The organism is Lapidilactobacillus gannanensis (assembly GCF_003946675.1).
GTDB lineage: Bacteria > Bacillota > Bacilli > Lactobacillales > Lactobacillaceae > Lapidilactobacillus > Lapidilactobacillus gannanensis.
In genome coordinates this window covers 39,135-66,017 of sequence record NZ_RHOT01000009.1, presented here as the reverse complement: position 1 = coordinate 66,017, position 26,883 = coordinate 39,135, and the positions used below count along the sequence as shown (strand labels likewise).

The 26,883-nt window shown below is 40.9% G+C and carries 20 protein-coding genes and 1 pseudogene; 18 read left to right on the top strand and 3 right to left on the bottom strand.

Annotated features, from left to right (window positions below; all coding sequences use genetic code 11):
- The 5 genes and pseudogenes from EKM81_RS11645 to EKM81_RS03975 form a co-directional block, all read left to right on the top strand.
- A pseudogene (locus EKM81_RS11645) lies at window positions 1-125 on the top strand (IS30 family transposase); the annotation flags it as partial.
- Between the two features lie 175 nt (window positions 126-300).
- Complete coding sequence (locus EKM81_RS03990) at window positions 301-1,047, top strand: alpha/beta hydrolase (protein ID WP_125648760.1); 747 nt, start codon at window positions 301-303, stop codon at window positions 1,045-1,047.
- A 632-nt stretch (window positions 1,048-1,679) separates the two neighbouring features.
- On the top strand, window positions 1,680-3,623 hold the full coding sequence (locus EKM81_RS03985; RefSeq protein ID WP_125648757.1) for a heavy metal translocating P-type ATPase: 1,944 nt from the start codon (window positions 1,680-1,682) through the stop codon (window positions 3,621-3,623).
- 200 nt (window positions 3,624-3,823) lie between these two features.
- On the top strand, window positions 3,824-4,141 hold the full coding sequence (locus EKM81_RS03980; RefSeq protein ID WP_125648755.1) for an ArsR/SmtB family transcription factor: 318 nt from the start codon (window positions 3,824-3,826) through the stop codon (window positions 4,139-4,141).
- Between the two features lie 135 nt (window positions 4,142-4,276).
- Complete coding sequence (locus EKM81_RS03975) at window positions 4,277-5,266, top strand: DUF6574 domain-containing protein (protein WP_125648752.1); 990 nt, start codon at window positions 4,277-4,279, stop codon at window positions 5,264-5,266.
- A 33-nt stretch (window positions 5,267-5,299) separates the two neighbouring features.
- On the opposite strand, the gene EKM81_RS11145 is transcribed toward EKM81_RS03975, so the two are convergent.
- The gene (locus EKM81_RS11145; protein ID WP_164509199.1) at window positions 5,300-5,539 is read right to left on the bottom strand and encodes a hypothetical protein; all 240 of its coding nucleotides are present in this window, start codon (window positions 5,537-5,539) and stop codon (window positions 5,300-5,302) included.
- Window positions 5,540-6,142: 603 nt separating this feature from the next.
- Between EKM81_RS11145 and EKM81_RS03970 the strand changes: the two genes are divergently transcribed.
- The 7 genes from EKM81_RS03970 to EKM81_RS03940 all read left to right on the top strand — a co-directional run bounded on the left by EKM81_RS03970 (window position 6,143) and on the right by EKM81_RS03940 (window position 19,433).
- Entirely contained in the window at window positions 6,143-7,348 is a 1,206-nt protein-coding gene (locus EKM81_RS03970) for a glycosyltransferase family 4 protein (protein ID WP_125648749.1), read from the top strand.
- Entirely contained in the window at window positions 7,345-8,364 is a 1,020-nt protein-coding gene (locus EKM81_RS03965) for a glycosyltransferase family 4 protein (RefSeq protein ID WP_125648746.1), read from the top strand. The genes EKM81_RS03970 and EKM81_RS03965 overlap by 4 nt, the downstream gene beginning before the upstream one ends.
- 87 nt (window positions 8,365-8,451) lie before the next feature.
- Window positions 8,452-9,522, top strand: coding sequence for a lysylphosphatidylglycerol synthase transmembrane domain-containing protein (locus tag EKM81_RS03960; RefSeq protein ID WP_125648743.1), 1,071 nt, complete (start codon window positions 8,452-8,454; stop codon window positions 9,520-9,522).
- A gap of 328 nt (window positions 9,523-9,850) precedes the next feature.
- The gene (locus EKM81_RS03955; RefSeq protein WP_125648740.1) at window positions 9,851-11,989 is read left to right on the top strand and encodes an LTA synthase family protein; all 2,139 of its coding nucleotides are present in this window, start codon (window positions 9,851-9,853) and stop codon (window positions 11,987-11,989) included.
- Window positions 11,990-12,039: 50 nt separating this feature from the next.
- The gene (locus EKM81_RS03950; protein WP_125648736.1) at window positions 12,040-12,495 is read left to right on the top strand and encodes a Fur family transcriptional regulator; all 456 of its coding nucleotides are present in this window, start codon (window positions 12,040-12,042) and stop codon (window positions 12,493-12,495) included.
- A 276-nt stretch (window positions 12,496-12,771) separates the two neighbouring features.
- Window positions 12,772-17,988, top strand: coding sequence for a leucine-rich repeat protein (locus EKM81_RS03945; protein WP_125648733.1), 5,217 nt, complete (start codon window positions 12,772-12,774; stop codon window positions 17,986-17,988).
- A 524-nt stretch (window positions 17,989-18,512) separates the two neighbouring features.
- A complete protein-coding gene (locus EKM81_RS03940; protein ID WP_125648730.1) occupies window positions 18,513-19,433 on the top strand; it encodes a hypothetical protein in 921 nt (306 codons plus the stop codon).
- A 174-nt stretch (window positions 19,434-19,607) separates the two neighbouring features.
- On the opposite strand, the gene lexA is transcribed toward EKM81_RS03940, so the two are convergent.
- Window positions 19,608-20,228, bottom strand: a complete 621-nt coding sequence (lexA, locus tag EKM81_RS03935) for a transcriptional repressor LexA (RefSeq protein WP_125648727.1) — start codon at window positions 20,226-20,228, stop codon at window positions 19,608-19,610.
- A gap of 184 nt (window positions 20,229-20,412) precedes the next feature.
- Between lexA and EKM81_RS03930 the strand changes: the two genes are divergently transcribed.
- The 4 genes from EKM81_RS03930 to EKM81_RS03915 all read left to right on the top strand — a co-directional run bounded on the left by EKM81_RS03930 (window position 20,413) and on the right by EKM81_RS03915 (window position 24,669).
- Window positions 20,413-20,658: a DUF896 domain-containing protein gene (locus tag EKM81_RS03930; RefSeq protein WP_125648724.1), complete on the top strand. Its 246-nt coding sequence runs from the start codon at window positions 20,413-20,415 to the stop codon at window positions 20,656-20,658.
- A gap of 111 nt (window positions 20,659-20,769) precedes the next feature.
- Window positions 20,770-21,003: a YneF family protein gene (locus tag EKM81_RS03925; protein WP_125648721.1), complete on the top strand. Its 234-nt coding sequence runs from the start codon at window positions 20,770-20,772 to the stop codon at window positions 21,001-21,003.
- A gap of 83 nt (window positions 21,004-21,086) precedes the next feature.
- Window positions 21,087-22,853 carry an ABC transporter ATP-binding protein gene (locus tag EKM81_RS03920; RefSeq protein ID WP_125648718.1) on the top strand — a complete coding sequence of 589 codons (1,767 nt, stop codon included), beginning with the start codon at window positions 21,087-21,089 and terminating at the stop codon, window positions 22,851-22,853.
- A 49-nt stretch (window positions 22,854-22,902) separates the two neighbouring features.
- Window positions 22,903-24,669: an ABC transporter ATP-binding protein gene (locus EKM81_RS03915; RefSeq protein ID WP_225420170.1), complete on the top strand. Its 1,767-nt coding sequence runs from the start codon at window positions 22,903-22,905 to the stop codon at window positions 24,667-24,669.
- Window positions 24,670-24,938: 269 nt separating this feature from the next.
- Here the strand turns inward: EKM81_RS03915 and EKM81_RS03910 are convergent, their stop codons facing one another.
- The gene (locus tag EKM81_RS03910) at window positions 24,939-25,595 is read right to left on the bottom strand and encodes a lysophospholipid acyltransferase family protein (protein ID WP_125648715.1); all 657 of its coding nucleotides are present in this window, start codon (window positions 25,593-25,595) and stop codon (window positions 24,939-24,941) included.
- Window positions 25,596-25,750: 155 nt separating this feature from the next.
- Here EKM81_RS03910 and EKM81_RS03905 point away from each other — a divergent pair, with 155 nt between their 5' ends.
- Together EKM81_RS03905 and EKM81_RS03900 are read left to right on the top strand one after the other, a co-directional pair.
- Window positions 25,751-26,497 carry a tRNA1(Val) (adenine(37)-N6)-methyltransferase gene (locus tag EKM81_RS03905; RefSeq protein WP_225420169.1) on the top strand — a complete coding sequence of 249 codons (747 nt, stop codon included), beginning with the start codon at window positions 25,751-25,753 and terminating at the stop codon, window positions 26,495-26,497.
- Window positions 26,494-26,754: a GIY-YIG nuclease family protein gene (locus tag EKM81_RS03900; protein WP_125648710.1), complete on the top strand. Its 261-nt coding sequence runs from the start codon at window positions 26,494-26,496 to the stop codon at window positions 26,752-26,754. Before EKM81_RS03905 ends, EKM81_RS03900 begins: the two co-directional genes overlap by 4 nt.
- Window positions 26,755-26,883 lie beyond the last annotated feature (129 nt).

The window sequence follows — 26,883 nt, the reverse complement described above, 5'->3', positions numbered from 1 at the left end:
AAGGCCGCTCAATGCGCCAATTGACCTTAACAGGGATTCAAGCAATCCAAAACGCTCTGAACCAAAGACCACGAAAGATTCTCAACTATCAATCGGCAATCGCAGTCCTGCCAGACTTTGATTAACTAGACCAATAACTAAGAATAGGTCGGAAGTGTTGCACTTGATTTGACAATTCGGGAAATAAAAAAGTCTAGAAAGCTAGATTATCTTTAAGACTATTAACAGACAAATATTATTAAAGCGACTATTATGAATGGTGACCAGTTAATTTATTTAAATAATTAGGAAGTGTTCAGAATGGATTTTGATTTTAAGCGTGATGGTTTAAGGCTACATGGTCGTTACGAGAATCAACGAACGGATTGCCAAAATTTGGTAATTTTAATGCATGGTTTTACTGGAGATTTAGGTTATCAACCAACAGATCTGTTGGCGCAATTAGCCAGTCAGTTAAACCAGCAAGGTCTGGCGACTTTGCGCTTTGATTTTAATGGTCAAGGTCGTAGTGAAGGTGATTTCGACCAGATGACAGTTTTAAATGAAATTGCTGATGCCCAAGCAGCCTTAAGTTATGCTCTTAAAACTTGGCAGCCGAAAACGGTGTCGTTACTTGGGCATTCCCAGGGCGGGGTGGTGGCTAGCATGTTGGCTGGTTATTACGCCGACTTAATTGATCGGTTAGTTTTAATGGCACCGGCGGCCACTTTAAAAGACGATGCCTTGGCCGGTAAAACTCGGGGGCTAATCTATGATTCGCATCATATTCCTGATCAACTACCAATTTGGTCTGGTTTAGATCTGGGTGGCTTTTATTTACGCACTGCCCAAACTTTGCCAATCTATGAAGTGGCGCAACGATTTGAGGGCCCAGTTTGTTTGATTCATGGTATTGGGGATGTGATTGTGTCTAAGCAGGCTTCGGAACGTTATCATGACGTTTACGCCGATAGTGAACTGCATTTACTGCCAGACGCTGATCATCGTTTTTCAGGAAGTGCGCGTCAGCCGGCAGTTGAACTGGCAATTAATTTTTTGAGAAAATAGCACTGATTTCCGTAGCTAAAATTCAACGCTTTCTACCAAAACAAAAGTTTATGAAAATGTGCAGATAGGAGGATTTTGACAGTGTTTAGCGATATTCTGATGATAATTGCCAGCATCGGTGGTATTAAAAAATATTGTTAAAAAAATTTGTTGATGAATGAAATTTTGTTAAGTGTTGCTTGTATTTGTCTCTTAATTTCAAATTATTTGTCAGCTCGTGAGTTGCGTAAATTAAGAAAACAAATCCGCTCTATGAAGTAAAATTTGATTTTTAATAAAAAACAGAGTGTGACCAAAGGCGGTCAGCCGTTGGCATTAATGTCAAAAAGACGAGCAATTCTGCATTTGCAATTCGAAGAATTGCTCGTCTTTTTGGCGTCAAGCGGAATCGGCTGACTTTTGGGAATACGTTTCAGTAGTTTTAAAGTACGCTTTTTTGAAAATAGTCTTTTGGCATCCGCTGTTTTACAGGAAAAATGCTTTTCCGATATGAATTTAAATTAGGCAAATTTTTGAATGCCACTAATTATTAAAAAAAGTATTCAAAGACGATTGACTTTTCGTTTTGATATGCAATAATGTTCATATGAAGTAGTTATCATGTAAACGCTATAAATTAGAGAGGTGTCGTTATGGCTAGTCATCGTTTAGCATCAAGTCAAGCTGTCACTAAATCGAAAAAAATAACGTTTAATCACGAAAAATTAGCGCAGCAGCTATTTTATTTGGGATTATTCTTATATTTAGTGGCTTTAATCGTACCGGGTTTACCGCAAATCATTCGGGATTCAGCTTATTTAATCGTTACTTTTACCGCGGGTTATCATGTCATGATCGAGGGTTTCGGCGATACAATTAAACAAACGCAAATCAAACATCGCTTTACACCAAATATTCATATTTTAATGACCTTGGCAGCCGTTGGGGCGATTCTGATCGGCAATTTTTCCGAAGCGGCCTTATTAATTTTAATTTTCGCGGCGGCCCATTTCTTAGAGGAATATGCTGAAGGTAAGAGTAAACGCGAAATCACGAAATTAATGAATTTGAATCCAACTGAAGCGCGGCGCTGCCAAGCCAATGGTGAGTGGCAATTAGTCCCAGTTGGTCAATTAAAGATTGGTGATCATGTTCGAGTTTTGAACGGCGATCAAATTCCGACAGATGGTCAAATTTCTGCTGGTCAAGCAGTGATCAATGAAGCGGCGATTACTGGTGAGAGCATGCCCAAGACTAAAACAGTTAATGATGAAGTTTTCGGGGGCACGATTAATGGCAATCAAAGTTTTACTATGGTGGTCACCAAAGATAGTCAAGATACGGTTTTTGCGAAAATCCTCCAATTAGTTCAGCAATCACAAAGTGATCTCAGTCAAACTGCTACCAAAATTAAACGGATTGAACCTATTTATGTGAAAATTGTTTTGGCGTTATTTCCAATCTTCATTCTGTTAGGACCACTAGCTTGGGGCTGGACTTGGTCAACAAGTTTGTATCGTGGCATGGTCTTTCTGATTGCGGCTTCACCTTGTGCCTTAGCCGCCAGTGCAGTGCCAGCCACCTTGGCCGCTATTTCTAACCTGGCCAAGCGTGAGGTGTTGTTCAAAGGTGGTTCGTATTTAACCAATTTAAATGAACTCAAGGCAATCGCTTTTGATAAAACAGGAACGTTAACGGTTGGGCAACCGGCAGTGACTGACTATCAATTTGTGGCGGCAACTACAGAACAAACCGCTGCTTGGCTGACTATTTTAACGAATATGGAACGACAAAGTAATCATCCTTTAGCTACCGCAATTGTTAGCCATTTTAACCAACAGGTAACCACCATTTCTGCCGAAGAAATGACTGTGGTCAATCAAGTAGGTCAAGGGTTAACGGCTGATTATCAAGGTCAGCATTATCAGATTGCTAAACCAAGCATGTTCGTAACTGTACCCAGGGAACTTCAACAGGCGCAACAAGCATGGAGCCAAGCTGGTAAAACCGTGATTTATTTTGCCGAAAATAGTCAAGTTGTCGCAGCGGTTGGTTTAATGGATGTGCCAAATCAACAGGCTGCCGCAGCCATCGGCTATTTTCAACGGCAAGGTATTACCACGACGATGATTACTGGTGATGATCTCAAAACAGGTCAGGCAATTGCCCAACAACTAAACATTGATCAGGTAGTGGCCAATGTTTTGCCTGCTGATAAGGCGGCCGTTGTCAGTGACCAACAAGCCAAATATGGCCTCGTTGCCATGGTTGGGGATGGTATCAATGATGCGCCAGCATTGGTGAAAGCAGATATTGGCGTGGCCATGGGTGATGGCACTGACGTGGCGATGGATGTTGCCGACGTTGTCCTGATGCAAAACGATTTAAGTAAGTTAAGTTATGCCCATCGGATGTCGCGCCGTTTAAGCAAAATTGTCTGGCAGAATATTGTTTTTTCGATGCTGATTGTTTTATTGTTGGTCACACTGAACCTGATTGGTCGGATGGACTTGACCATTGGTGTGCTAGCACATGAAGGCAGCACACTGTTAGTCATTCTTAATGGTTTGCGCTTATTACTGCCATTGCGAAAATAACTGAATAATTCAAAAATAGTCTGATTGACAGTCTCTAGTTTTATCAAGGGAACTTGTCAATCAGTTTTGTTATCATCATTTATTACTCGTAAATCTTACTGGTTGGTTAGTTGCGCTTTGCAGTCAGGTCAACTCTTGAGTATAATATCAAAAGGTAAGTAAACTTAAATTGAGTTTGCGAGTGAAGGGAACGAACGAGAATGACTGAAGAAATCGATTGGTCACATGATGATGACCTGATTGAAAATGTCCAACGGATTTTTCATATTTTAAGTAATGAGACGCGGTTGCGAATTATTTTGACGTTGGATCAAAATGAGCGCAACGTCCAGCAACTACAAGAAGCAGTTGGTTTATCACAATCAGCAATTTCACACCAATTAGCAATTTTACGAGAATGTAATTTGGTGAATTCTGAACGCATTGGCAAAACAAGGGTTTATCGACTGTCTGACGACCATGTTAAGGGCATGATCAATACGCTCTTAATTCATAGCCGCGAACATCCTCAGGATTAGAAAAAGTGTCACGGCAAATGATTGCATTTTAAGGCAACAATTGTCATACTTGAGTTGATCTAAACGAGATTATTTTATTTGTAGATAGTCATGATAAGTAGCTAGAATTTAAAGTTATTATAGGGGGAATTTTTCATGGAAACTTGTCCAAATTGTGGTCATGAATTATCGGATCCAAGTGTTGAATTTTGTCCAAACTGTGGTTTTCGTTTGACCAATTCAGTGAGTCAAGCAACAGCGCCAGCTGACCAAGCAAATGAAGGTCTAACGACAACAAATAGCACTGATCATCAGGACACAATTGATGAGGATCACACTGAAACTGCATTGAATGATCAGACCGAAGACACCGAACAACAGGCTGACCAATCAGTGCCAGAAGCTAAGTCCGAATCTGATGATGACGACGAAGATGATTATGATGATGACGATGACGATGAAGAACCACGGGAGCCATCACAATTTGAAATTTACTGCAAGAATTATTTCAAAGAATTAAATCAAAATATTCTTCATCCCCAAATTCGCCACGAAGCTAGTAATTATCACGGTTTGATCAATCTTGGCCTGATTGCGATCTTTATGAGTTTTGCCATTTCCCGTTTCTTTGGCAAGACTTTCGGTTCCTTATTGAGTGGCTTGAGCTCGGTTGGCTTGAATTTGAATACAGAAGCTAGTAGTTCACCATTACCACTTTGGGGTTACGTTTTTATTGGTATTTTGTTGGCATCCTTGATTCGCGTCTTAGCATTATTCCTATATCAACGAGTGGTGTTACATGAATCAATTAGTTTCTTAACGGCAATCAACGAACTATTTATTCCAACTGGCTTAGCTGTTTATCTGTCTGTGTTAGCCTTGATTTTAAGTCTGATTTTGGCACCAAGCATGACTTTGATCGTGATTTTCTGCTTGCCATTCTTATTGGTTAATATTGCCTTTGTTGGTGGCTTATGGGTCTTCAGCGAAAATCACCCTGATCAACAACGCTTTTATTTTGTCGTGGTGACCTTAGTCCTTACCTCACTCGGCATGTTGATTTTTGGCCGACTATTAATGAGTAATGTCATTAGTCAACTGAATCTTCCCAGCATGATGTCGCGGATGTTTGGTGGTAGTTTCTAGCCACATCATCACCAAAACTAATCATAAATTTGCTTAAATGACAACAACTTTGATGACTGATTTGAAAAAGTCAGGTATCAGAGTTGTTTTTTGGTTTTCGTCATGATTTACGTGGCGGTAAACAGAACTGGTGCTGACGCCATTGCAGGCGTTTTGGTTGTGGAAAGCTGCCGACACTGATTTGAGCCTTTCTGCGAAAGTCTCAAATACAGGTCTTATTGTAAGTGCTAAAGCACCAACAATAATTTGGCGGCTGACAACCACGTCCTCCATTCCGTCTGGAGTTGTGTTAGTGCCCTTCACTTTTGTTATTGGTTAAGGCAATTATTGTGGAGCTAATCAACTCTGCTAAACTGTGGTTAAATCTTGAATAGTAAAATCAGAATAGTTCAATTGAATGTCTCTATCTTGAAAGTACGCTGACTTCTTAACGCCAGAAAACTTGTCAATCAAGCTATTAGTTCACAACAATCTGTTTTTCCAACAGTGGTGCTGAATTAAACTATTTAATCAGGCAGGGGCCCAGCGATTGGCGCCAATGGCCAATGTCGGCCATGTTCCACGCCCACAAAATCGCTGGGCTCCTGCCGTCACTCAATTAGGAGCGACTTGAATCAAAATCGCGCACATGCTGAAAAATAATCAACAACTGAATAAATTTTCTTGGGGGTTGGGAAACACAGATCCTTGGTAAAAAATAGTCATTAAATGGTTTTTATGATTTACTAATATAGTTAGCTTATTAATAATTAATGAATTTATTAGACCTTAGACCGTGCTTTTTTACTAACAATCCTGTTAGAATTAGTCTAAAGATTGCATTGGCAATTATGAATCTCTATAATTGATTTAAGAAGTTTGAGAGGGGGAAGGATTTTGAATATTGGTATGTTTACCGATACTTATTTTCCTCAGGTAAGTGGTGTCGCGACTTCAATTCGGACCTTAAAAGAGGATTTGGAGCGTAAGGGGCATCACGTTTATATTTTTACGACCACTGATCCGGGCGTGGATAAGGAAGAGGTTGAACCTAACATTTTCCGTTTCACCAGTGTGCCGTTTGTTTCTTTTACAGATCGACGAGTGGCTGTGCGGGGCTTATTTCATGCGCTAGAGGTGGCCAAGGAATTGGATCTGGATATTGTTCATACCCAAACTGAATTTTCGATGGGGTGGATTGGTAAGTTTGTTGCGAAAAATTTACATATTCCTTGTGTCCATACGTACCACACGATGTATGAAGACTACCTGCATTATGTGATGAATGGGAAACTTTTGCGGCCTTATCATGTGAAACAGTTCATTCGAACATTTGTTAGTCATATGGATGGCGTGGTTGCGCCCAGCGAACGGGTAACTGATACTTTGCGTCGTTATGGCGTTAAAATTCCCATTCGGGTGATTCCTACCGGCGTGGATATTCGGCAACTGGACCAGGCTCACCCTGAAGCAGTCTTACAACTTCGGGAACAGCTTGGTTACACACCGGAGACGCCGGTCATTATGTCCTTAAGTCGAATTGCGCCTGAAAAAAAGTTAGATCAGGTTTTGGGAATTTTTCCGGATTTACAGCAGCAAATCCCCAATTTGAAATTTCTGATTGTTGGTGATGGTCCGGAGAAAGATGACTTAGTTGCGCTTACCAAGAAGCTAGCAATCGCTGATGCGGTTACTTTTACAGGTGAAATTAATCATGAGCAAATTGCACCGTATTACCAATTAGCTGATTTATTTGTTTCATCCAGCGATACGGAAACGCAAGGACTCACTTATATTGAGGCGATGGCGGCGGGATTGAAATGTGTCGTTCGTAGTGGCGAGTATACCGATAATTTGTTTGATAATCCGGACATCGGCACGACTTTCCGTGATTTGAATGAAATGAAGCAGCAAGTTGTTAATTATTTACAACATCCTCACGCTTTTACTGATGAAGCACCACGGCAACGGAAATTATATGATATTTCAGCAGATCATTTTGGTGATCAAATTCATGATTTCTATCAAGATGCAACTGATAATTATCACTTGATGAAACTGAACCATCTTAGTGTTACTGGACGCAGTGAGGAGAAAGTATGATTCATATTAATATGTTTTCATCAGCTGACAAAGTTGCTGGACAAGGTGTTGGTAGTGCCTATTTGGAACTGATTCGGCTGTTACAGGAACGACTGGCGGATCAATTTGACGTGACAATCAATCATTATGGTCAAGCAGATATCACTCATTATCATACGATTGACCCGCAATTTTTCTTATCGACTTTTTCTAAAAAACGCGGCCGTAAAATCGGCTACGTTCATTTTTTGCCGGAAACAATTGAGGGCTCACTAAATTTACCGGGATTTGCTAAAAAAGTTTTTTATGCTTATATGATCAAGTTCTACAAACGAATGGATCATTTAGTTGTCGTTAATCCAATCTTTATTCCTAAAATTGTCGCTTATGGTGTTCCTGAGGATAAGATTACTTATATTCCCAATTTTGTCTCGCCGGTAGAATTTCCCAATCGTGATCAGGCTGCAAAGGAAGCTTTGCGCGAAAAATATCATTTTCCACAAGATAAATTCATTGTCTTCGGTTCTGGTCAAGTGCAACAACGCAAGGGTGTCGATGATTTTGTTAAGTTGGCACAGTTACATCCAGAGGTTCAGTTTATTTGGGCGGGTGGCTTTTCATTTGGCAAGATGACTGATGGCTATGATCATTTTAAGAAAATTCTTGATGATCCGCCGGCAAATTTATTATTTCCCGGCATTGTCAAACGGTCAGAGATAGCTGATTATTTGAACTTAGCTGATTTATTTTTCTTGCCTTCTTATGACGAATTATTTCCAATGTCAGTTTTAGAAGCATTTAGTTGTGGGGTCCCAGTTTTACTCCGTAATTTGCCCTTATACCAAGCAATTATCGCCGGTGATTATGTGGAGGCGCCTGATTTAGCTGGCTTTGATCAAGCACTGACGAAATTAATGACAGATACTGATTTTTATCAACGCTATCAGCAGTTAGCAGTTAGTACTGCACAACAATATTCACCTGCACATTTAGCTGATATTTGGCAGCATTTCTATACGGAACAGGCCAAGCTGTAATCGGATTGGCAGCGACTGATCAACCACTTGGGGTTACGATTGATGATGGTGGGTTAGTTGCGACAATTGAGAAATAGGTAGGGCACAATGAATCGAAAAAATAAATGGGTTTTGTTCTTCATGATTTTGCTAGGTGGTTATATTTTCTGGCGTGAAGGTCGCACGATTAATTTTCAGCAAGTCGTTCAAGGTTTTAGCCATATCAAATGGATTTGGCTGATCGTTGCGGTTTTGCTAATGTTGCTATCTTTTGCAGCAGAGTCCTTAGCACTAGAAAAATTACTCCACAAACCAGGAGAACCAAAACAACCACGTTGGAATTTATTACGAATTCCACCAATTGAAGCGGTTTTTAATGCGGTGACACCATTTTCTTCTGGTGGCCAACCAGCACAGTTAATCGCCTTGTTACAAATCGGCTATGAAGGCGGTCGAGCCAGTTCGGTTTTACTAATGAAATTTATTATCTATCAACTGATGGTCTTGATTAATTTCGTGTTCACGATGTTGATTGGTTTTCATGAAGTTGTGGGACGGTTTAAGGGACTGGCGGTTCTGATTACCTTCGGCTTTGTGATTCACGTGGTTACAATTAGTATGTTACTGATGATCATGTTTTATTATCGCTTTACAAAAGCAGCGACGATAGGCTTCTTTAATCTATTGCGGCGTTTGTTCCATGACCGGCCAAAATTTGATCAATGGCAGGCAACGTCGCTTGCTAAAATCGAAACCTTTCATGAAGAGAGTCTCAAACTAAAACGGGAAAAGAAAAAAGTCGCTCAAGCTGCTGCTTTAACTATGTTGCAATTATTAGCTTATTATTTAATTCCTTATTTTGTTTTATTAGCTTTGGCAGTACCACGAGTTGACCTCTTAACTGTCTTTAGCATGCACGTCATGATTGTAATGATTACGTCTATTTTCCCAGTGCCAGGTGGCGCCGGTGGTGCTGAATATAGCTTTAAAACACTGTTTTCGGCGTTTGTTTCCAATAACACGGCTTTAATTTTAGGGATGTTTTTGTGGCGGTTTATTACTTTTTATTTAGGCATTATTTTTGGTATTATTGCCACTGGGATTAAACCGACCCGAATTTTTCCTGCTAAAGCCGTTGCTGCTAAACCAACGACTACTGATAAGCCGGGTCTTGATTAGTTTGCTAGCTGCTAAAATATGATAAACTAGGCTCATCAGGAATTGTGATGAGCTATCAGTTTGAAGCAACGAAGTAATCGCTGATCAATTATCAAGAAGAATTGATCAGTTTTAACAAAAGTTTTGGTCCTAAATCTTTCGTGATTTTAGGACTTTCTTATTTTCATAGCTGGTGATTACTAAAGAATTAGTTATATTTGTGGTGTTTTTTTGGTGATTTAATTGATTTTTGGTAAAATCAAAGTTAGTTTATTATCTGATTCAGTAGCTAAAAGATAACAAGTGCTTATTAACTTGCTATTTATAACTTGAGGCATGGAGGATTTTCATGAAGCGTTGCACACAGAAATTAAGGTCATTTTGGAATAGTCGGTGGGGCTTTTTCATCCTGGCAGTGCTGTTATTTTGGGCTAAAACATACTATGCCTATACAACTAAGTTTAATTTAGGTGTTAAGGGAAGCATGCAATATTTATTGCTTGCTCTTAATCCATTACCGACAACGATTTTGTTGTTTGGGATAGCTTTATATTTCAAAGGTCGGAAATCATACATTATTTTAATGGTGATTGACTTCTTAACCAGTCTTTGGCTGTTCGCTAATATTCTTTATTATCGCGAATTCTCCGACTTTTTAACCACAACTTTGATTAAGGGGAGTGGGTCAGTTTCTAATAATTTAGGTAAGAGTGTTGCTGGAATTATTAATCCAACCGACTTTTTAGTCTTTCTTGATGTCGTTATTTTGATCATTTTATTAGCGACTAAGTTGATTAGAATTGATGTGAAGCCTATCAAGAAGGTCGTTGCCGGTTTGGTTTCCGCGCTGGCAGTGTTACTATTTGGTTTTAACTTGTCAATGGCAGAATCTGATCGTTCGGGATTATTGACGCGAACGTTTGATAATAACTATATTGTGAAATATTTGGGCCTGAATTCATATGCGGTTTATGACACCGTTAAGGCTGCCAAAACAAGTGCCGTTCGCGCCAATGCTGATGCGAGTGACTTACAATCCGTTTTGAAATATATTAATGCAAATTATGTACCTGGCAATCCACAATATACTGGGGTGGCAAAGGGTAAAAATGTTTTCGTGATTCATTTGGAAAGCTTGCAACAATTCATGATCGATTACAAGTGGCAAGGTCAGGAAGTCACACCTAATCTAAATAAGCTTTATCATGAAACGAACACCCTAAGTTTTGATAATTTCTTCCATCAAGTTGGTCAAGGTAAAACTGCCGATGCAGAATTGATGTTGGAAAATTCGCTTTTTGGCTTACCAGAAGGTGCAGCAATGGTTACCGCTGGGTCTACCAATACTTGGCAAGCAGCACCAGCCATGTTGGATCAACACGGCTACACAACGGCTGCTTTTCACGGCGATGTGCCTAGCTTCTGGAATCGTGATAATACTTACAAAACTTGGGGCTATGACTATTACTTCAGTAAGGCCTATTTCCAAAGTGGCAAAAACTTTGATGTTGGTTATGGCTTGAAGGATAAAATCTTTCTGAAGGATTCCGCTAAGTATATTGAGCAACTCCCACAGCCGTTTTATGCGAAGTTAATTACAGTCACGAATCATTATCCGTATTTGTTAGATAAAGCCAATCAGACAATTGAGAAAACCGACACTGGTGATAAAACAGTTGATGGTTATGTGCAAACAGCGCGCTACTTGGACGAAGCACTCGGCGAATTTATGAATTGGCTAAAAGCAACTGGCTTGGATAAAAATAGCATGCTCGTTCTTTATGGGGATCACTACGGTATTTCTAGTAACCATAAACCTGCCGTTGCCAAATTATTGGGCCAAAAGAAGTTTACTGATTTTGATAACGCCCAGTTCCAGAAGGTACCATTTATGATTCATATGGATGGGTTAAAAGGTGGCATCAATCATACTTATGGTGGCGAAATTGATGTTTTACCAACATTATTGAATTTATTAGGTATCTCCAATAAGAATGATGTTCAATTTGGGACTGATTTGTTGGCGACTGATCGTAATCAAACGGTTGCCTTTCGTAATGGTGATTATGTCACACCTGAGTACACCAAAGTTGGGAGTGCTTATTACGATACCAAGACAGGTAAAGCTGTTGATACCAGTGACGAGAAAGTTAAGGCAACTTTGGCCCAGTTAACCAATCATGTTGCCACCGAGTTGTCATTATCTGATCGTGTCATTAATGGTGATTTGTTGCGTTTCTATGATTTGAAAGGCTTTACAAAAGTGAAGGCTAGCGACTATAGTTATAAGTATAGTAAGGCCTTAGCTAAATTAAAGCGCAATCAAAAGAAAGACAAGAGTAGTCTACTTTATCGCAATGACAATAAATCAAGCCTTGATTTGTACAAAACTAACGCACCTGAGTTAGAATCGGAGTCAGATAGTAGTAAGAGTAGTGAATCAGCCAGCAGTACTTCAAGCAGTAGCTCTAGTAGTCAAGCTGATTAGTTTAGTGGCGTGATGGCTGTTCTGATTCAACTAATGGAGGAGGGAATTTTATGTCGGAGAAGCGTTATCAAGATGCTTTAACTGTTTTGCGTCGTAATCAAATTAGGATTACACCACAGCGACAGGCGGTGTTGAAGTTATTAGTCAATTCCCGAAGTCATCCTACAGCGGAAGCAATTTTTAATAAGTTGAAAGATGATTTTACTGGTATTAGTATTGGAACGGTTTATAATAATCTGCGCTTATTTAAGAAGTTAGGGATTATTCAAGAGCTGACTTATGGTAATGAACCTAGTCACTTTGATTATGCTCAGGTCCAGCACTTCCACGTTGTCTGTCAACATTGTGGTAAGGTGGTTGATGTCTTCTATCCCGATTTAACACGAATCGAGCGACTAGCGGAGAAAATAACTGGCTATCAAACTTCGGGTAATAATATTGAGGTTTATGGTTTATGCCCAGATTGCCAAGTATTATTGGCACAAGAACACAATCGAGAAGCTTAATGAAAGTTGCATTTGCTATAGCTGGTTAATGGTCGGTAGTATGTAAGTTCGCAATAAATTGGTTAACAATACAATGACAAGGACAATTCTTCGGGAATTGTCCTTTTTTGTTGCCGTTTGAGGATACGTTGCGGCAGTTAAAGTTCGTTTTATTTTTTGAGCAGCGACTTTTGTCATTGCCGCTTTTCTTGTCTAGTTGTAGGTGCACACTAGCAGGTCATTGGTTAGCAAGTTCGTACAATGTAAGTGAGAAAGAGTATTCAGGGAGGCTGTTTTATGAAAAAATTTAAAGCCTGGACTTTTGACTGTGAACGAATTTTATTGATGCTATTGCTAGGGACGGCATCAATTGCCGTCACTCAACCAAATAGTAACAAGGTGCAAGCAGCAACTACTGAAAATCCAACTGATTTGGTGACACCACCGACTGATCCAGTTGTCAGTCAAGCCACAGTTGGCAGTAATCGTTCATTACCAGTAGCAACTGGGATTAGTGGCACCGTCAAGTTGACCCAGGCAAGTCAGCAATTAGCGGCAATCAGCGCACCACAAACAACGGATCTGACGCCAACATTGGCGACTGATTTTAATTGGTCATTTGATGCGGCCACGAAAACAGCGATAATCCAAGGGTTCGTTCAAGGGATTGCGCCTGCAAATCTAGTCATTCCTGATACAGTAACTAATAATGGTGAAACCTATCAGGTTGCAGAAATTGCGGCTAATGCGTTCATTGGTTCTAAGACCTTGACCAGTGTGGTTTTAGGCGCCAATGTTCGTCAGATTGATAATGGGGCTTTTGGCTATTGTAATAATTTGACCACTTTTGATTTTAGTCATAATCATTTGTTAACATCAATTGGTGATAACGCCTTTGCGGACAATCAACTGGCAAGCATTACCTTACCTGACAGTGTGACGACTATTGGTTATCAGGCATTCGCAATTAGCAATCAGTTAACGACAATGGTTCTACCAGCTGGTCTGACTAGTTTGGGCGCGAGCGCTTTTATTTATTCAGGTAAATTGGCCACAGTAACTATTCCTGCTGGCCTACCGATTATTTCTACCCAAGCGTTTGCTAGCTGTAGTGCTTTAACAACGTTGAATTTTCCCAGCAATAGTCAACTGACCACCATTAGTAAAGCGGCGTTTATTTATGATGCCAGTCTACAAGATTTTGCGTTACCGACGTCATTACGTCTGATTGATGATGAAGCATTTTTGGGTGATGCCGCGTTAACAAAAGTGGCCTTCGGACCTAATTTACAAAGTATTGGTAATCAAGCTTTTACTTACGACAGTAGTTTAAAGCAAGCTGACTTTAGCCAAGCAACTAGTTTACAAATAGTTGGTGATAATAGCTTCGAATACGATGCGTTAAGTGGGCAACTTAATTTGCCTACTAGCTTAAAGACAGTTGGCACCGCGGCTTTTCTAGGTAATCATTTAAGTGGTCTTAATTTGAATCAGGGACTGACGACAATTGGTCAAGATGCCTTTGCTTATAATACTATTGCTGGTACATTAAGCGTGCCGGCAACTGTTAGTCTAATCGATAATGAAGCTTTTAAAGGTAATCAAATTGATCAAGTGGATATTCTGGGTCCAACAGTGGATCTGGGAACTAATGCTTTCACTTATAATCGAATTACGCGTTTTAACGCCAATCAATTGAGTAATAATGGCTCAATCGGCGTTCAAAATGAAGCCACGATTTTTACTGATCCAGCCCATGTTAGCCTATCTGATTTGTTTAATCTTAGTGCCGACCAACATCAGAATTTGGAGAATAATTTACAAATCAGCCAGATTAGTGATCAGGTCACCGAACAGGATAATAAATTTATTGTTCCTCAGGGCACGAACGCTTTTAGCTTTGATTGGGATGGTAAATATCAAGGCAGTGATCTGTATAGCGGTCATTATGATGTGGTTTTGAATAATCCCGATATTAAAGTGATTAATTCGCGGATCCATGCTGGTTCAGATTGGTCAGCAGCTGATAATTTACACAGCGCACAGTTGGCTGATGGCACGCCATTAACGTTAGCGCAATTACAGGTGACAATTACTGATCCAAGTGGGGCCCAAGTTGATCAAATTAATACGAGTCAACCCGGCACCTATCAAGTTACTTATGTATATGGTAATGACACTTCAACGGCAAGTGTTGATGTTTATAAAATGGATGGTACTTATCAGATTACTGGTAGCCAAAGCAAAGTTTATAACGGTAGTGCACAAACACCGGGCAGTACAGCCTATAAATTAAATCTGCCAGCGGGACTTAGCTGTCAGTTACAACCTGGTGATTTGACGTTACTGCCTAATCAGCCCGCAACTAATGCTGGCACTTATGCCGTGACATTAAGTGAACAGGGAATCAAAAATTTGGCGACCTCATCAAGTACAGCAGAACTATATAACTGGACAATGGCTAAAGACAGTGCGGCAACTTTTGAAATCAGTCAAGCTGCAGCTAGTTATTATTTAACTGGGCAACAAGTGGCTACTTATAATGGTCAAGTTCAGCAACCGACCACCAGTCATTATCAACTGAAACTATCAACAGGACAAACTATCACTGACTTAACGACTGCCGATTTGTTAGTTAGCACGAATCAAACAATTCAAAATGCTGGTACTTATCCTTTGACGATTAGTGGGGCGGCATTGGCACGTTACACAACGACCGGCAGTAATGCGAACTATCATTGGCAAGTGGCAACAGCTGATCAAGCTGCCACTTATACCGTCACACCTGCTCATGTGACGATTACCGCGAATAATGCCAGTCGTTATACAGGTCAGTCAGATCCTGCGTTCACTAGTGTGGTCATTTATCAGGATCCGGTTGCTACAGGAACAGTGTTGAATTATCAACTTGTCCGGGCGCCTGGTGAAGCCGCAGGTACGTATCCAATTAATGTGGTTCCAGGCAGTAATCCGAACTATCTGATTACGCCAGTTGCAGGCAACTTAACAATTAAGCAAAATCAACAGCTGATTGCTGGAAACGATTTTACGATGTACTTAGGTGATCCACAACCAACAGTGACAGATTTTCAGGCAGTAGCGACTAATATAGACGGTCTAAGTGAAGCTGTCAAAGCTGACCTTAGCCAAGTGAATTTCAATTTACCAGGCGATTATCCGGTAATTTTAACAACGGCTACTGGTCAAATTAAGCAGGTCACTTTGCATCTGCTAGCTAATCTGCAAAGTATTAGTGGCCAAGATGTTACGATTTATCAAGGTAGTCCGCAACCGACACTTGCGGATTTCAAAGCGACGGCCACCGATAAAACAGGGGCGCAGATTGCGGTAACTCAAGCTAATTTTTCTCAGGTTAACGATAATCAGCCGGGCAGATATGAGGTCATTTTAACGGCGGCAGATGGTCAACATCTAACCAAGACTTTAACCATTTTACCGAATCTGCAATCGTTAAGTGGTCATGATGTCACGATTTATCAGGGTGACGCGACACCAACATTAACCGACTTCGGGGCGACGGCCACGGATCAGGCTGGGGAGGCAGAGTCGGTCCAACTAGATTTAAGTCAAGTTGATTTTACTGAACCGGGCAACTACGCTGTCCGTTTAACGACCGCCGCTGGCCAACAAAAGACGGTCAAGTTAGTGATTCTAAAAAATCAGCAAAGTTTAACCAGTCATGATGTGACAATGTATCAATCGCAAACTGCACCAACCTTAGCTGATTTTGCGGCCACGGGCACTGATAAGACTGGGGCGCAGATTGCTGTTACTCAGGCAGACTTTTCAAAAGTTAAGTACAATCAGGTGGGGACTTATCCCGTTGTTCTAACGGCCGCTGATGGACAAAAGGCCACGTCAAAGTTAACCATTCTTGCTAATCAGCAAGCCATCACGGGGAAGGATTTAGCGATTTATCTTGGTGATGATCAAGCATTGGTTGCTAAGGACTTTCAAGCCAGCGCAACCGCTAAAGACGGTACACCAACACCAGTGAGCGCTGATTTGGCTAATGTTGATGCTCAACAGGCTGGCTCATATCTGGTCATACTTTATACGGCTGATGGTCAAACAAAAACAGTGCAGTTGCACGTGTTAGCGAATCAACAACGAATCTCCGCTGTTAATTTTGCGATGCACATTGGGCAAGCACGCCCAACAGTGACCGACTTTCAGGCTCAAGCAACGGACAAAGATGGTCATCCACTAACGGTGACGCAGAATACTAGTCAAGTTGATTTTCAGCGGCCAGGAGTTTATCCAGTCACCTTTACAACTGTGGATGGACAGCAAACTCAGGCGACTTTGACAATTGCTGCCAGCTTACAAGTCATCAGTGGTAGTGACTATACAATGTACTTGGGCGATCCGCGACCTACTGCGACTGCTTTTGCCGCTCAGGCCTTGGATGTTAATGGACAAAAAATGGTGGTTACGCCTGATTTCAGTCAGGTCAACTTTACCCAAGCTGGCAGCTATCCGGTTACGTTGAAAAGTGCTGATGGGCAAAGTAAAATTGTCACCTTGCATCTTTTAACGAATGCGAAGGGAATTAGCGGTCAAGCTGCCACAATTTATGCCGGGGATCCCTTACCAACAGTGACTGATTTTCAGGCTGTTGCTAAAAATGAAGCTGGTAATTCTTTAGCAGTTACGGCTAATTTTAGCCAAGTTAAGGCACAAATTCCTGGTAGTTATCCCGTTGTTTTAACGGCTAGCGATGGGCAAACTTTGACTGTTCAACTCAATGTTCTGACTAATCAGACGAGTATCCAAGGTAGCGATTATACAATGTACCTTGGTGATCCACTACCAACGGCACTTGACTTTCAAGCCCACGCTACTGATAAAAGTGGTCAAACTCTGACAATTGCGCCTGATTTCAGTCAGGTTAATTTTAAAGTAGCCGGGGTCTACCCAGTAAGACTAACGACTAGTGCTGGTCAGGAGTTGACAGTCCATCTGCGGTTATTAGTTAATCAAGAAAAAATGACGGCTAGTAATTATCAAATGACGCTGGGCGCACCTCGGCCGACGGTTGCCGATTTTCAAGCTGTGGCAACTGATAAGATGGGGCAGCCTGCAGTCATTACTCAGCTTGATGATCGCCGGGTCGATTTTACAAAAGTGGGTCAGTATCCCGTAACCTTAACGGCGAGTGATGGTCAAATGCGAACCGTGATTTTGACAATTATCCCGCGGACGCTACCGGCTAATAAGCCCAGCCAACCACAAATTAAACCAGTGCCTGCAACTAAGCCAACTGCCAGCAACGGGTTATCACAAACACAAAGTAAGGCAAAGTCTAGTAGTTCAGTAGTTGCCAACAAGGCAAAGGTAACGCGGGCGGCAACTAAATCCAAGCAATCCGTGCTACCTCAAACAGGTGACCAAACCAATCACAAATTAACAATTGGTGGTTGGATACTGGCCTTAGTTCTTAACAGCGTCACCTGGCTGGGATTTCGTGATAAAAAGCATGATCAAGACTAGTAAGTGAAATCGAAATCAGTTGATAGCTTTTACAAGTTTTACTTGTCGCAATAACGGGATAAGTGAACGGTCAGCCAGCACGTAACAATAACTGTTGGTTAATGGGCATTAACGTAAAATGAGTCTGGGTTATTAGCCATTTAGCCAAAATAAGGTCGAACTTTGGTTGGGAAACATGTTTTCAAAAGACAACTAGTTCACTTAGCGCAAAATAACGCGCAATTCGATTGCAGAATTGCGCGTTATTTTTACGCTTGACTAGCCTTATTTTAATACCGTTCGTCAACGCAGTTTGTTGCTGAGAAAGTTTTTTCAAGAATCAATTGCGCAATCATCACCACTGAAACCAAATTAAATTGTCCCCGCTGTGACGTGAATGGTAGGTAGTTAAATTCGTAGTCACAAATCTTGTCTAGAAGTGATTGCATATTAGTTCTGGTCTCGGACAACCGCCCGCTATAATGCGATTAGAGTGGTGCTGACTGTTTTCTAATTTAACAATTAATCTGGGGGGTGTCTGATTAATGAAGACGCAATTTGGTAGTTATCAAAGTGAGCGAGCGCTTTTAAAATTAATTAATTTTCGTGGTGCCACTGAGCCAGTAGCGACTGTGCCTAGTTATTCTAACTGGCAATCAACCAATCACCGGCAAGGGGAGCTTGATTTCAGGCCATCCATTCATTCAGTACCGCAAGAAGAAAGTCTGCCTAGGACTGCAAATTTGGCAGTGCAACGCCAGCAACAAGGTCAGTCGCCATCACCACTGATCAGGACTTTAAACGAGCAAGTTCAGGGCGAGGAGACGGAAAAGCCCAAGCAGACTGTTATGATTGATTCCGGTGAGCCGTTCAATAATTTAGCTGCGGCCGCTAACCATTTAACTAATCACAGTCAAGGCCCAATTCAATCAGCCAGCGGTACTTGCTTAAGTACCACCTTGGTTCGATCTGAGGTTCAATCTGAAACCAAGGTGGCAACGTTAGCGATAAATTTAGCCAGGATCACGGCTCAGTCTTATACAATGCATCTTGGTCAGGCGACAGCAACCTTGGCTGACTTTCGGGCCCAAGCGACAAATCAAATTGGCCAGATTATTCCTGTGGCGATGGATACAAGTCGGGTCAATTATCAACAGACCGGCAATTATCAGATTGCCTTTGCTACCAGTGATGGCCAACAAACTAGTGCAAATTTAACGATTAAACCAACTTTGCGGAAATTTTCAGTCACGTGGCCGCTAATTACGATTAATCTTGATGATTCCCGGCCTTCAGTTGCCAGTTTTGGCGCAATTGCGATTGATGTTAATGGTCACAGCAGCCCAATTTTTGCTGATTTTAGCCAGGTGAATTACCAACAGGTTGGTCGCTATCAGGTCAGTTTAATAGCGGACGATGGGCAAAGACAAACTGTCGAATTAATTATTCTACCCCGAAAGAATTGATCATCAGGAGAAAATGATATCGGTAAAATTTTATTTTTGAGGGCTAGTAAATAAAGTAATTCCGCTTTACACAAAAATAGCGAGCAATTCTCTCGCAGAATTGCTCGCTATTTTATGTTAGTGCGCACCGACTGACGATCTTTGGGCAGACACTTGCTTTGGTCGTTAAGCTATTTAAATTTGGCTGCGATAAAGACTAATGACCTTACCAAGAATTGTCACGTTAGGCAAAATAATCGGGGCCATGGTATCATTTTCCGGTTGTAGGCGAATGTGATCCTTTTCTTTGAAGAAACGTTTGCAAGTCGCTTCATTCTCTTCCGTCATGGCGATGACAATGTCGCCATTTTGCGCATCACGTTGCTGCCGGACGATGACCTGATCACCACTGAAAATTCCTGCGTTGATCATACTTTCACCGCGAATAGTTAACATGAATAAATTATTGTCATCTAAGTTCAAATCAGGTGGTAGCGGAAAATAGTCAGTGGCATCTTCAACGGCTAAGATTGGTTCACCGGCAGTGACAACTCCCAGCAAAGGAATCGCTTTTTTTTGAATGCCCAGTGCTTCAAGCCCAGCTTCCGTTACCTCAATTGCCCGAGGCTTTGTGGGATCACGTTGTAACAGGCCTTTTTTCTCAAGTCTAGACAAATGACCATGGACGGTTGAAGTTGAAGATAACTGGACTGCAGCGCCAATTTCTCTGACGGTTGGCGGATAACCGCAATCATTGACTGTTTCATAGATAAAACGTAATACATCAAGTTGTTTAGCACTTACCGGTTTAGTCATGGGACACCTCATTATTTTTACAAAAATCACGTGCAATGCAGTTCGCATACGAAAATTATTTCAATCAATTTTAAATTCTGATTAAAATGCGTTATGATAATACTATAGTAGCATACGCGACCTAGGTTATCAAACGGATGTTCGCGTAAATCCTAGGTTTGTTGCAATTATTCTGGAGGTTATCATGAGCGAAATTGATCCTAAATTAATTAGGCGTATTAATGAGTTAGCTGCAAAAGCCAAAACAAGTGAGTTGAGTCCCGCAGAAGAGCAAGAGCGTCAAGAATTACGTCAAGCGTATTTACAAGCTTTTCGGGATGGTTTTCGGACTCAAATTGAAGACCTAAGAATCTATAATCAAGCTGGCCAGGAAGTTACACCCGAAAAAGTTAAAAAAGTCCAGCGTGACAAAAATTTAAGAGACGATTAGTTACCATAAAAAAATTCATATTTTGTGATATTTTTTATGTGACTACTTGCATATTGTTAGTGAATCTGGGTAAAATAAGAATAGCATTTTTTAATTAAGGAGTTTTTTAAGATGAGCATGGGTTTAGCAATTACATTCATTATTTTAGCACTCTTAGTAGGTGCCGTTGCTGGTTTCTTTGGCGCGCGAGCTTACATGAAAAAATATTTCAAAGATAATCCACCGGTTAATACAGATATGATGCGGGCAATGATGGTCCAAATGGGCCAAAAACCATCTGAAAAGAAGTTACATCAGATGATGTCAGCGATGAAGGCACAACAAGCAAAGCAAGAAAAGAAGTAGCCTTTTTCTAATATCAAGTTGATTAATCGCAGGTGCATAGCGCCTGTTTTTTTGTGGCTTTTTTTATGATGTGAGGACAAAATATGGGAATTTTTAAGAAATTAGGCTGGTTTTTCCAAGCCGAAAAGAAACGTTATTTATGGGGATTATTTTTTCTATTAATGGCCGATTTGGCGGGTTTAGTGCCACCACGAGTTATTGGTATTTTAGCGGATAAAATGGGCGCAAAGCAGTTAACACTAACAACGCTATTTAGCTGGCTAGGTTTTCTGTTGCTTGCAGCTATCGTCCAATATTTAAGTCGCTTTGGTTGGCGTAACATGATTTGGGGTGGTGCGGCTACCCTTGAACGGGAATTGCGGACGCAACTTTTTAGTCATTTTTTGAAAATGGATGCGACGTTCTTTCAACGCCATCGAACTGGTGATCTCATGGCGCATGCGACCAATGATTTGAATGCCGTGCAAAATGTTGCTGGTGCCGGAATTTTAACATTTGCGGATTCAATTTTGACTGGCGGAACGACGATTGTTGCCATGTTGATTTTTGTGGATTGGCGTTTGACAGTGGTGGCACTGTTACCAATGCCACTTTTGGCAGTGATGGCCCGAGTTTTGGGTAAACATTTGCACAGTGCCTTTAGTGAATCGCAAGCCGCTTTTTCACGCTTAAATGATAAAACACAAGAGTCAGTTAGTGGTGTTAAGGTTATTAAAACCTTTGGTCAAGAAAACGAAGATGTTGCAGACTTTGAACAGATTGTTGCTAAAACAATTACGATCAATAAAAAAGTTTACCGAATTGATTCTTTGTTCGATCCCATTACAACTTTGATTATTGGGTTAACTTATGCAATTACGATTGCCTATGGTGGTCATTTAGTTGTCACCCAAGCAATCACCTTAGGACAATTAATTTCGTTTGTTGCTTACATTGGCGCGCTAGTTTGGCCGATGTTTGCCATCGGTCGGTTATTTAATGTCATCGAGCGGGGGAATGCTAGTTATGATCGTGTCCAAGCTTTACTCGGTGAACGAAGTGAAACCGTCATGGCCAAAACAACCACTAAACAGCCATTACATGGTGATCTTGATTATCAAGTCACTGCATTTAAATATCCAGATGATCAACGTCTAGCTTTGCAAAACATTCATTTTGAATTGAAACAAGGGCAAACGTTAGGCTTAGTGGGCCGCGTAGGTGCTGGTAAGACGACAATTATTAAGTTGCTGCTGCGAGAATTTGATCATTATCAAGGCAAAATCACCATTGGCGGCCGTGATATTCGTGATGAAACTTTAGATAGTGTTTTGGCTGGTATTGGTTATGTGCCTCAGGAGAACTTCCTTTTTTCAACCAATATTCGTGATAATATTCGGTTTGCCGCGATGACTAAATCTCAAGCTGAAGTAGAAGCCGCGGCCAAGGAAAGTGCCATTCATGATGATATTCTGAATTTTTCAAGCCAATACGACACTTTAGTTGGTGAAAAAGGGGTGTCTTTGTCTGGCGGGCAAAAGCAACGTTTGTCAATTGCTCGGGCAATCATGACTTTGCCAGAAATTCTCATCTTAGATGATGCACTTTCTGCAGTTGATGCGAAAACGGAAACAGAAATCTTAACCGACTTAAAACAAGATCGTGATCATAAGACAACAATTATTGCCGCGCATCGTTTAAGCAGCGTGGCCAATGCTGATGAAATTCTGGTCATTGATGACGGTCAAATCGTTGAACGTGGCAATCATCAGCAATTATTAGCTAATGATGGTTGGTACGCTGAGATGTGGCGTAAACAACAAATTGAATCACAGCTAGGAGGTGAGTCACGTGGCCCAGAAACCAACTAATAAAACAGTTTCAACCAAGAAGTCCGCAACAAATGATGATCAGCAATCAATTTGGTCGCAAAGTATTCCGGTTAAAGAACAAAGTCAAATTATTAAACGAATGCTTAAGTTCTCACTACCATTCAAGGGATTATTCATTAGTGCAATCTTGACCTCTGCAGCTTTGGCAATCGTCAATATTCTACTACCGAAATTGTTACAGGTGTTTATGGACAAGTATTTAACAGTCCGTACTGGCACTACTCGTGTTATTTTAGGTTTTGCCGCCCTTTATTTAATGGGGACGATTTTAAAAGCGATTTTGCAGTTTACCAGTAACTATACCTATTCTGTGGGGGCTGAAAAATCCTTGGAATCGGTGCGAGAGCAGTTGTTTCGTAAGTTACACACTTTAGGGATGCGTTATTTTGACTTGACGCCTGCTGGTTCGATTGTGTCGCGGGTGACCAATGATACGATGACGATTATGGATTTTCTGCAAGTGTTTGCCTCAATTTTAACTGGTACCTTTGCGATTGTGTCCGCGTTTATTGCGATGCATGCACTAAATGCGCGTGGCTCTTGGCTAGTGTTAGCCTTTTTGCCGTTGCTATTACTGGCAATTTGGTATTACGCTAAATATAGCTCCTGGGTTTATCGTAAAATGCGCGAAAAGCTGAGTGAGCTGAACATTAAATTGAATGAATCGATTGAAGGTATGTCGATTATTCGTCAATTTCGCCAAGAAAAACGGATCAGTCAGGAATTTGAAAAAACGAATGGTGAATATTTAGCAACGCGTAAAGCAATGATCCGAACTAATTCACTTTTGCTTTCGTCATTGATTAATTTACTTTATGCTTTAGCATTGACTTTGGTTTTGGGCCAATTTGGGTTATTGTCGCAACACCAATTTGTTGAGGCTGGCGTGATTTATGCTTTTACAACTTATGTTGCTAATTTCTTCAATCCAATGTCTGATATGATGGACTCACTTTCTGCACTACAAGATGGTGTTGTTGCTGGTAAACGGATTTTTCGAATTCTCGACGATGATCATCTCACACCGCAACAACATCCAGATGCTGCTGGGACGATTGAGACTGGTGAAATTGAATTTCGTCATGTTTCTTTCTCGTATGATGGACAACACGAAATTCTGCATGATGTTTCTTTTGTGGCCAAGCCAGGCGAAACTGTGGGAATTGTTGGTCATACAGGATCAGGCAAGAGTTCGATCATCAATATCATGATGCGCTTTTATGAGTTCTATCAAGGGCAGATTCTAATTGATGGTCGGGATATCAAAGATTATCCAATGCCTGAACTGCGGCGAAAGATGGGACTAGTTTTGCAAGACTCATTTATGTTTTACGGTGATGTTGCGTCAAATATCCGTTTATTTAATCCAAAAATTACTGATGCTGAGATTGAAGCTGCAGCGGAGTTTGTTCAAGCAGATACCTTTATTAATCAATTAACAAATCGGTATCATGCCCGAGTTATTGAAGGTGGGACGCAATTTTCTAGTGGTCAGCGGCAGTTGATTTCGTTTGCGCGAACAGTGGTCACAAATCCTAAGATTCTTGTTTTAGATGAAGCTACGGCTAATATTGACACTGAAACTGAAAGTTTAATTCAAGAAGGCTTACGTCGAATTCGCCGTGGTCGCACGACGATTGCCATTGCCCACCGGCTTTCAACAATTAAGGATGCTGAACAAATTATTGTGCTTGATGCTGGTAAGATTGTGGAACATGGGACCCACGACCAATTGCTGGCGCAACATGGGCGCTATTATCAGTTATATCAATTGCAACAAGGCCAAACGGAGTAGCACGACTATTTTAGTGCCTGCTAAATGACAGTTGCCTTTTGAGGATACGGTTCAGTAATGAAAGTTCGGTTGTTTTTTGGTGATAACACAGCCAATTTCAAAAGCAGTCGATCAAAAAAATAAAGCCGGCTTGGCAAATTCTCGTTAATTTCATTGCGAGAGTTTGTCAAGCTGGCTATTTGTTTGATCTTCAATTTTATTGTGAACGCTACTAAGTCACACCGGGGCACAATCCAATCTCAGAAATTTCGATTTTTGACAGGAAATAATTATTTGATTTTATCAGCGGCCTTTTCTTCAGCAAGTTTTTCCAAATTCGGCTGATATTTAAAATTAGGATCGATTTGTTGGTCTAATTGTTGCCAAGCATTGGTCATTGCCTCATTAACGGCGGCCAAACCAGCTTCATCCAATTTTTGACGAGGTGGAATTTCAATTGGTGTTCCAAAGCCAACAGTTACTTGCCGATGCTTTAAAAAATCTTTGAAAGTCACTGGCCCTTGATAGACTACTGGTAGTAGGGGAACTTTTGCCATTTTGGCAATTAAGACAGCGCCGCCCTTAAGCTGGGCTGAATAACGTGTCCCTGATGGAAACATAATTAAGGAAAGTTTGCCTTCTTTTAAGATACGAACTGGGGTTTTGATGGCTGAAGGGCCGGGATTGAAACGATCGACAGGAAAAGCATGAGCATGGACTAAAATCCAGCGCAAAATTGGGTTATGAAACAATTCCTTCTTGGCCATGAAACTAAATTCTCGTGGTCGCGCCGCAATTGCAAAGATAATCGGTTCCCACCAAGTCCGATGCGGCGCAACAAGGATATAAGGGCCATCAATCAAATTTTCACGATTCACCGTTTTGGTATGACCATTAAGGAGCCACACTAGGAAACGGGCAATTGGTCGAACAATTTTATAAAACATATTTTCACCTGAGTTTCTAAATGTTCAAGTAACACTTAAAAAAATTATATCAGAAAAAAAGAATTTGGTATAATTAAATTACTGACTCTTAACGGCAACTTTTTGAGAAAATTTGTTGTAGATAAACTGATTTTATATTTGAGGGGCGTTTTCCTGTGGAACGAATTGATCAATTAATCAATGGTGGCGTAAAAATTATTCAAAGTGATGAAGTTTTTTCTTTCTCATTAGATGCGGTATTACTGGCTGATTTTGTTCAAGTTCGCCAACGTGATCAGATTGTTGACTTGTGTGCTGGCAATGGAGCAGTGGGTCTTTTTCTTAGTCAAAAGACGCAAGGACAAATTACTATGGTTGAAATTCAAGAGAAATTGGCTGATATGGCTCGGCGTTCTGTGAGTCTAAATCAGTTGGATAACCAGATTCAAATTGCTACAATGGACTTAAAGGATTCACCACAAAAACTTGGCCATGATTTTGCTGACGTGGTGAGCTGTAATCCACCATATTTTGTGGACCATCAGCAAAGTATTAAGAATCCGAATCCGTACTATGCCATTGCCCGACATGAAATCAAAACTGATTTGGCAACAGTTCTGGCTACTAGTCAGCAACTTTTAAAGACCAATGGCCATTTCTACATGGTTCATCGGCCGGAACGGCTAGCGGATATTATGTTTGCCTGCCAAGCACATCGTTTGGCACCTAAGCGAATTCGTTTTGTTTATCCTAAGGCTGGACGCGAAGCTAATATGGTTCTATTTGAGGCAATTAAAAATGGTCGGCCTAATGGCATTCGTATTTTGCCGCCGTTAGTTGCTTATACGGATCAGAATGAATATACGCCAGAAGTGAAACGGATTTTGCATGGTGAATCAGTTACAGGAGGTTCGCCAAAGTGAGTTATTATTGTTACTTAGTTCAATGTGCTGATGGCACTTTCTACACGGGATCGACGAACGATGTGGCTAAGCGAGTGGCCACTCATAATGCGGGTAAGGGTGCGAAATATACGCGTAATCGTCGACCGGTTAAATTACTCTATCAGCAAGCGTTTGCCGAAAAACATGATGCATTAAGTTTTGAAGCAAAATTCAAACAATATTCGCGTCGCCAAAAGGAAGCTTTTTTGCGGGCCCACCATGTTACTTGGCGGTGAATTGACGCGGATAAATCTCTAATTTTAACTTGCATGTCATCGTATTTATCGGTATAATCATAAGCGGTGTTGTAACACCAAATTCACACACTTAGTGATTATTCGCTAGTTGCCGGGCTGCCCTGGTTG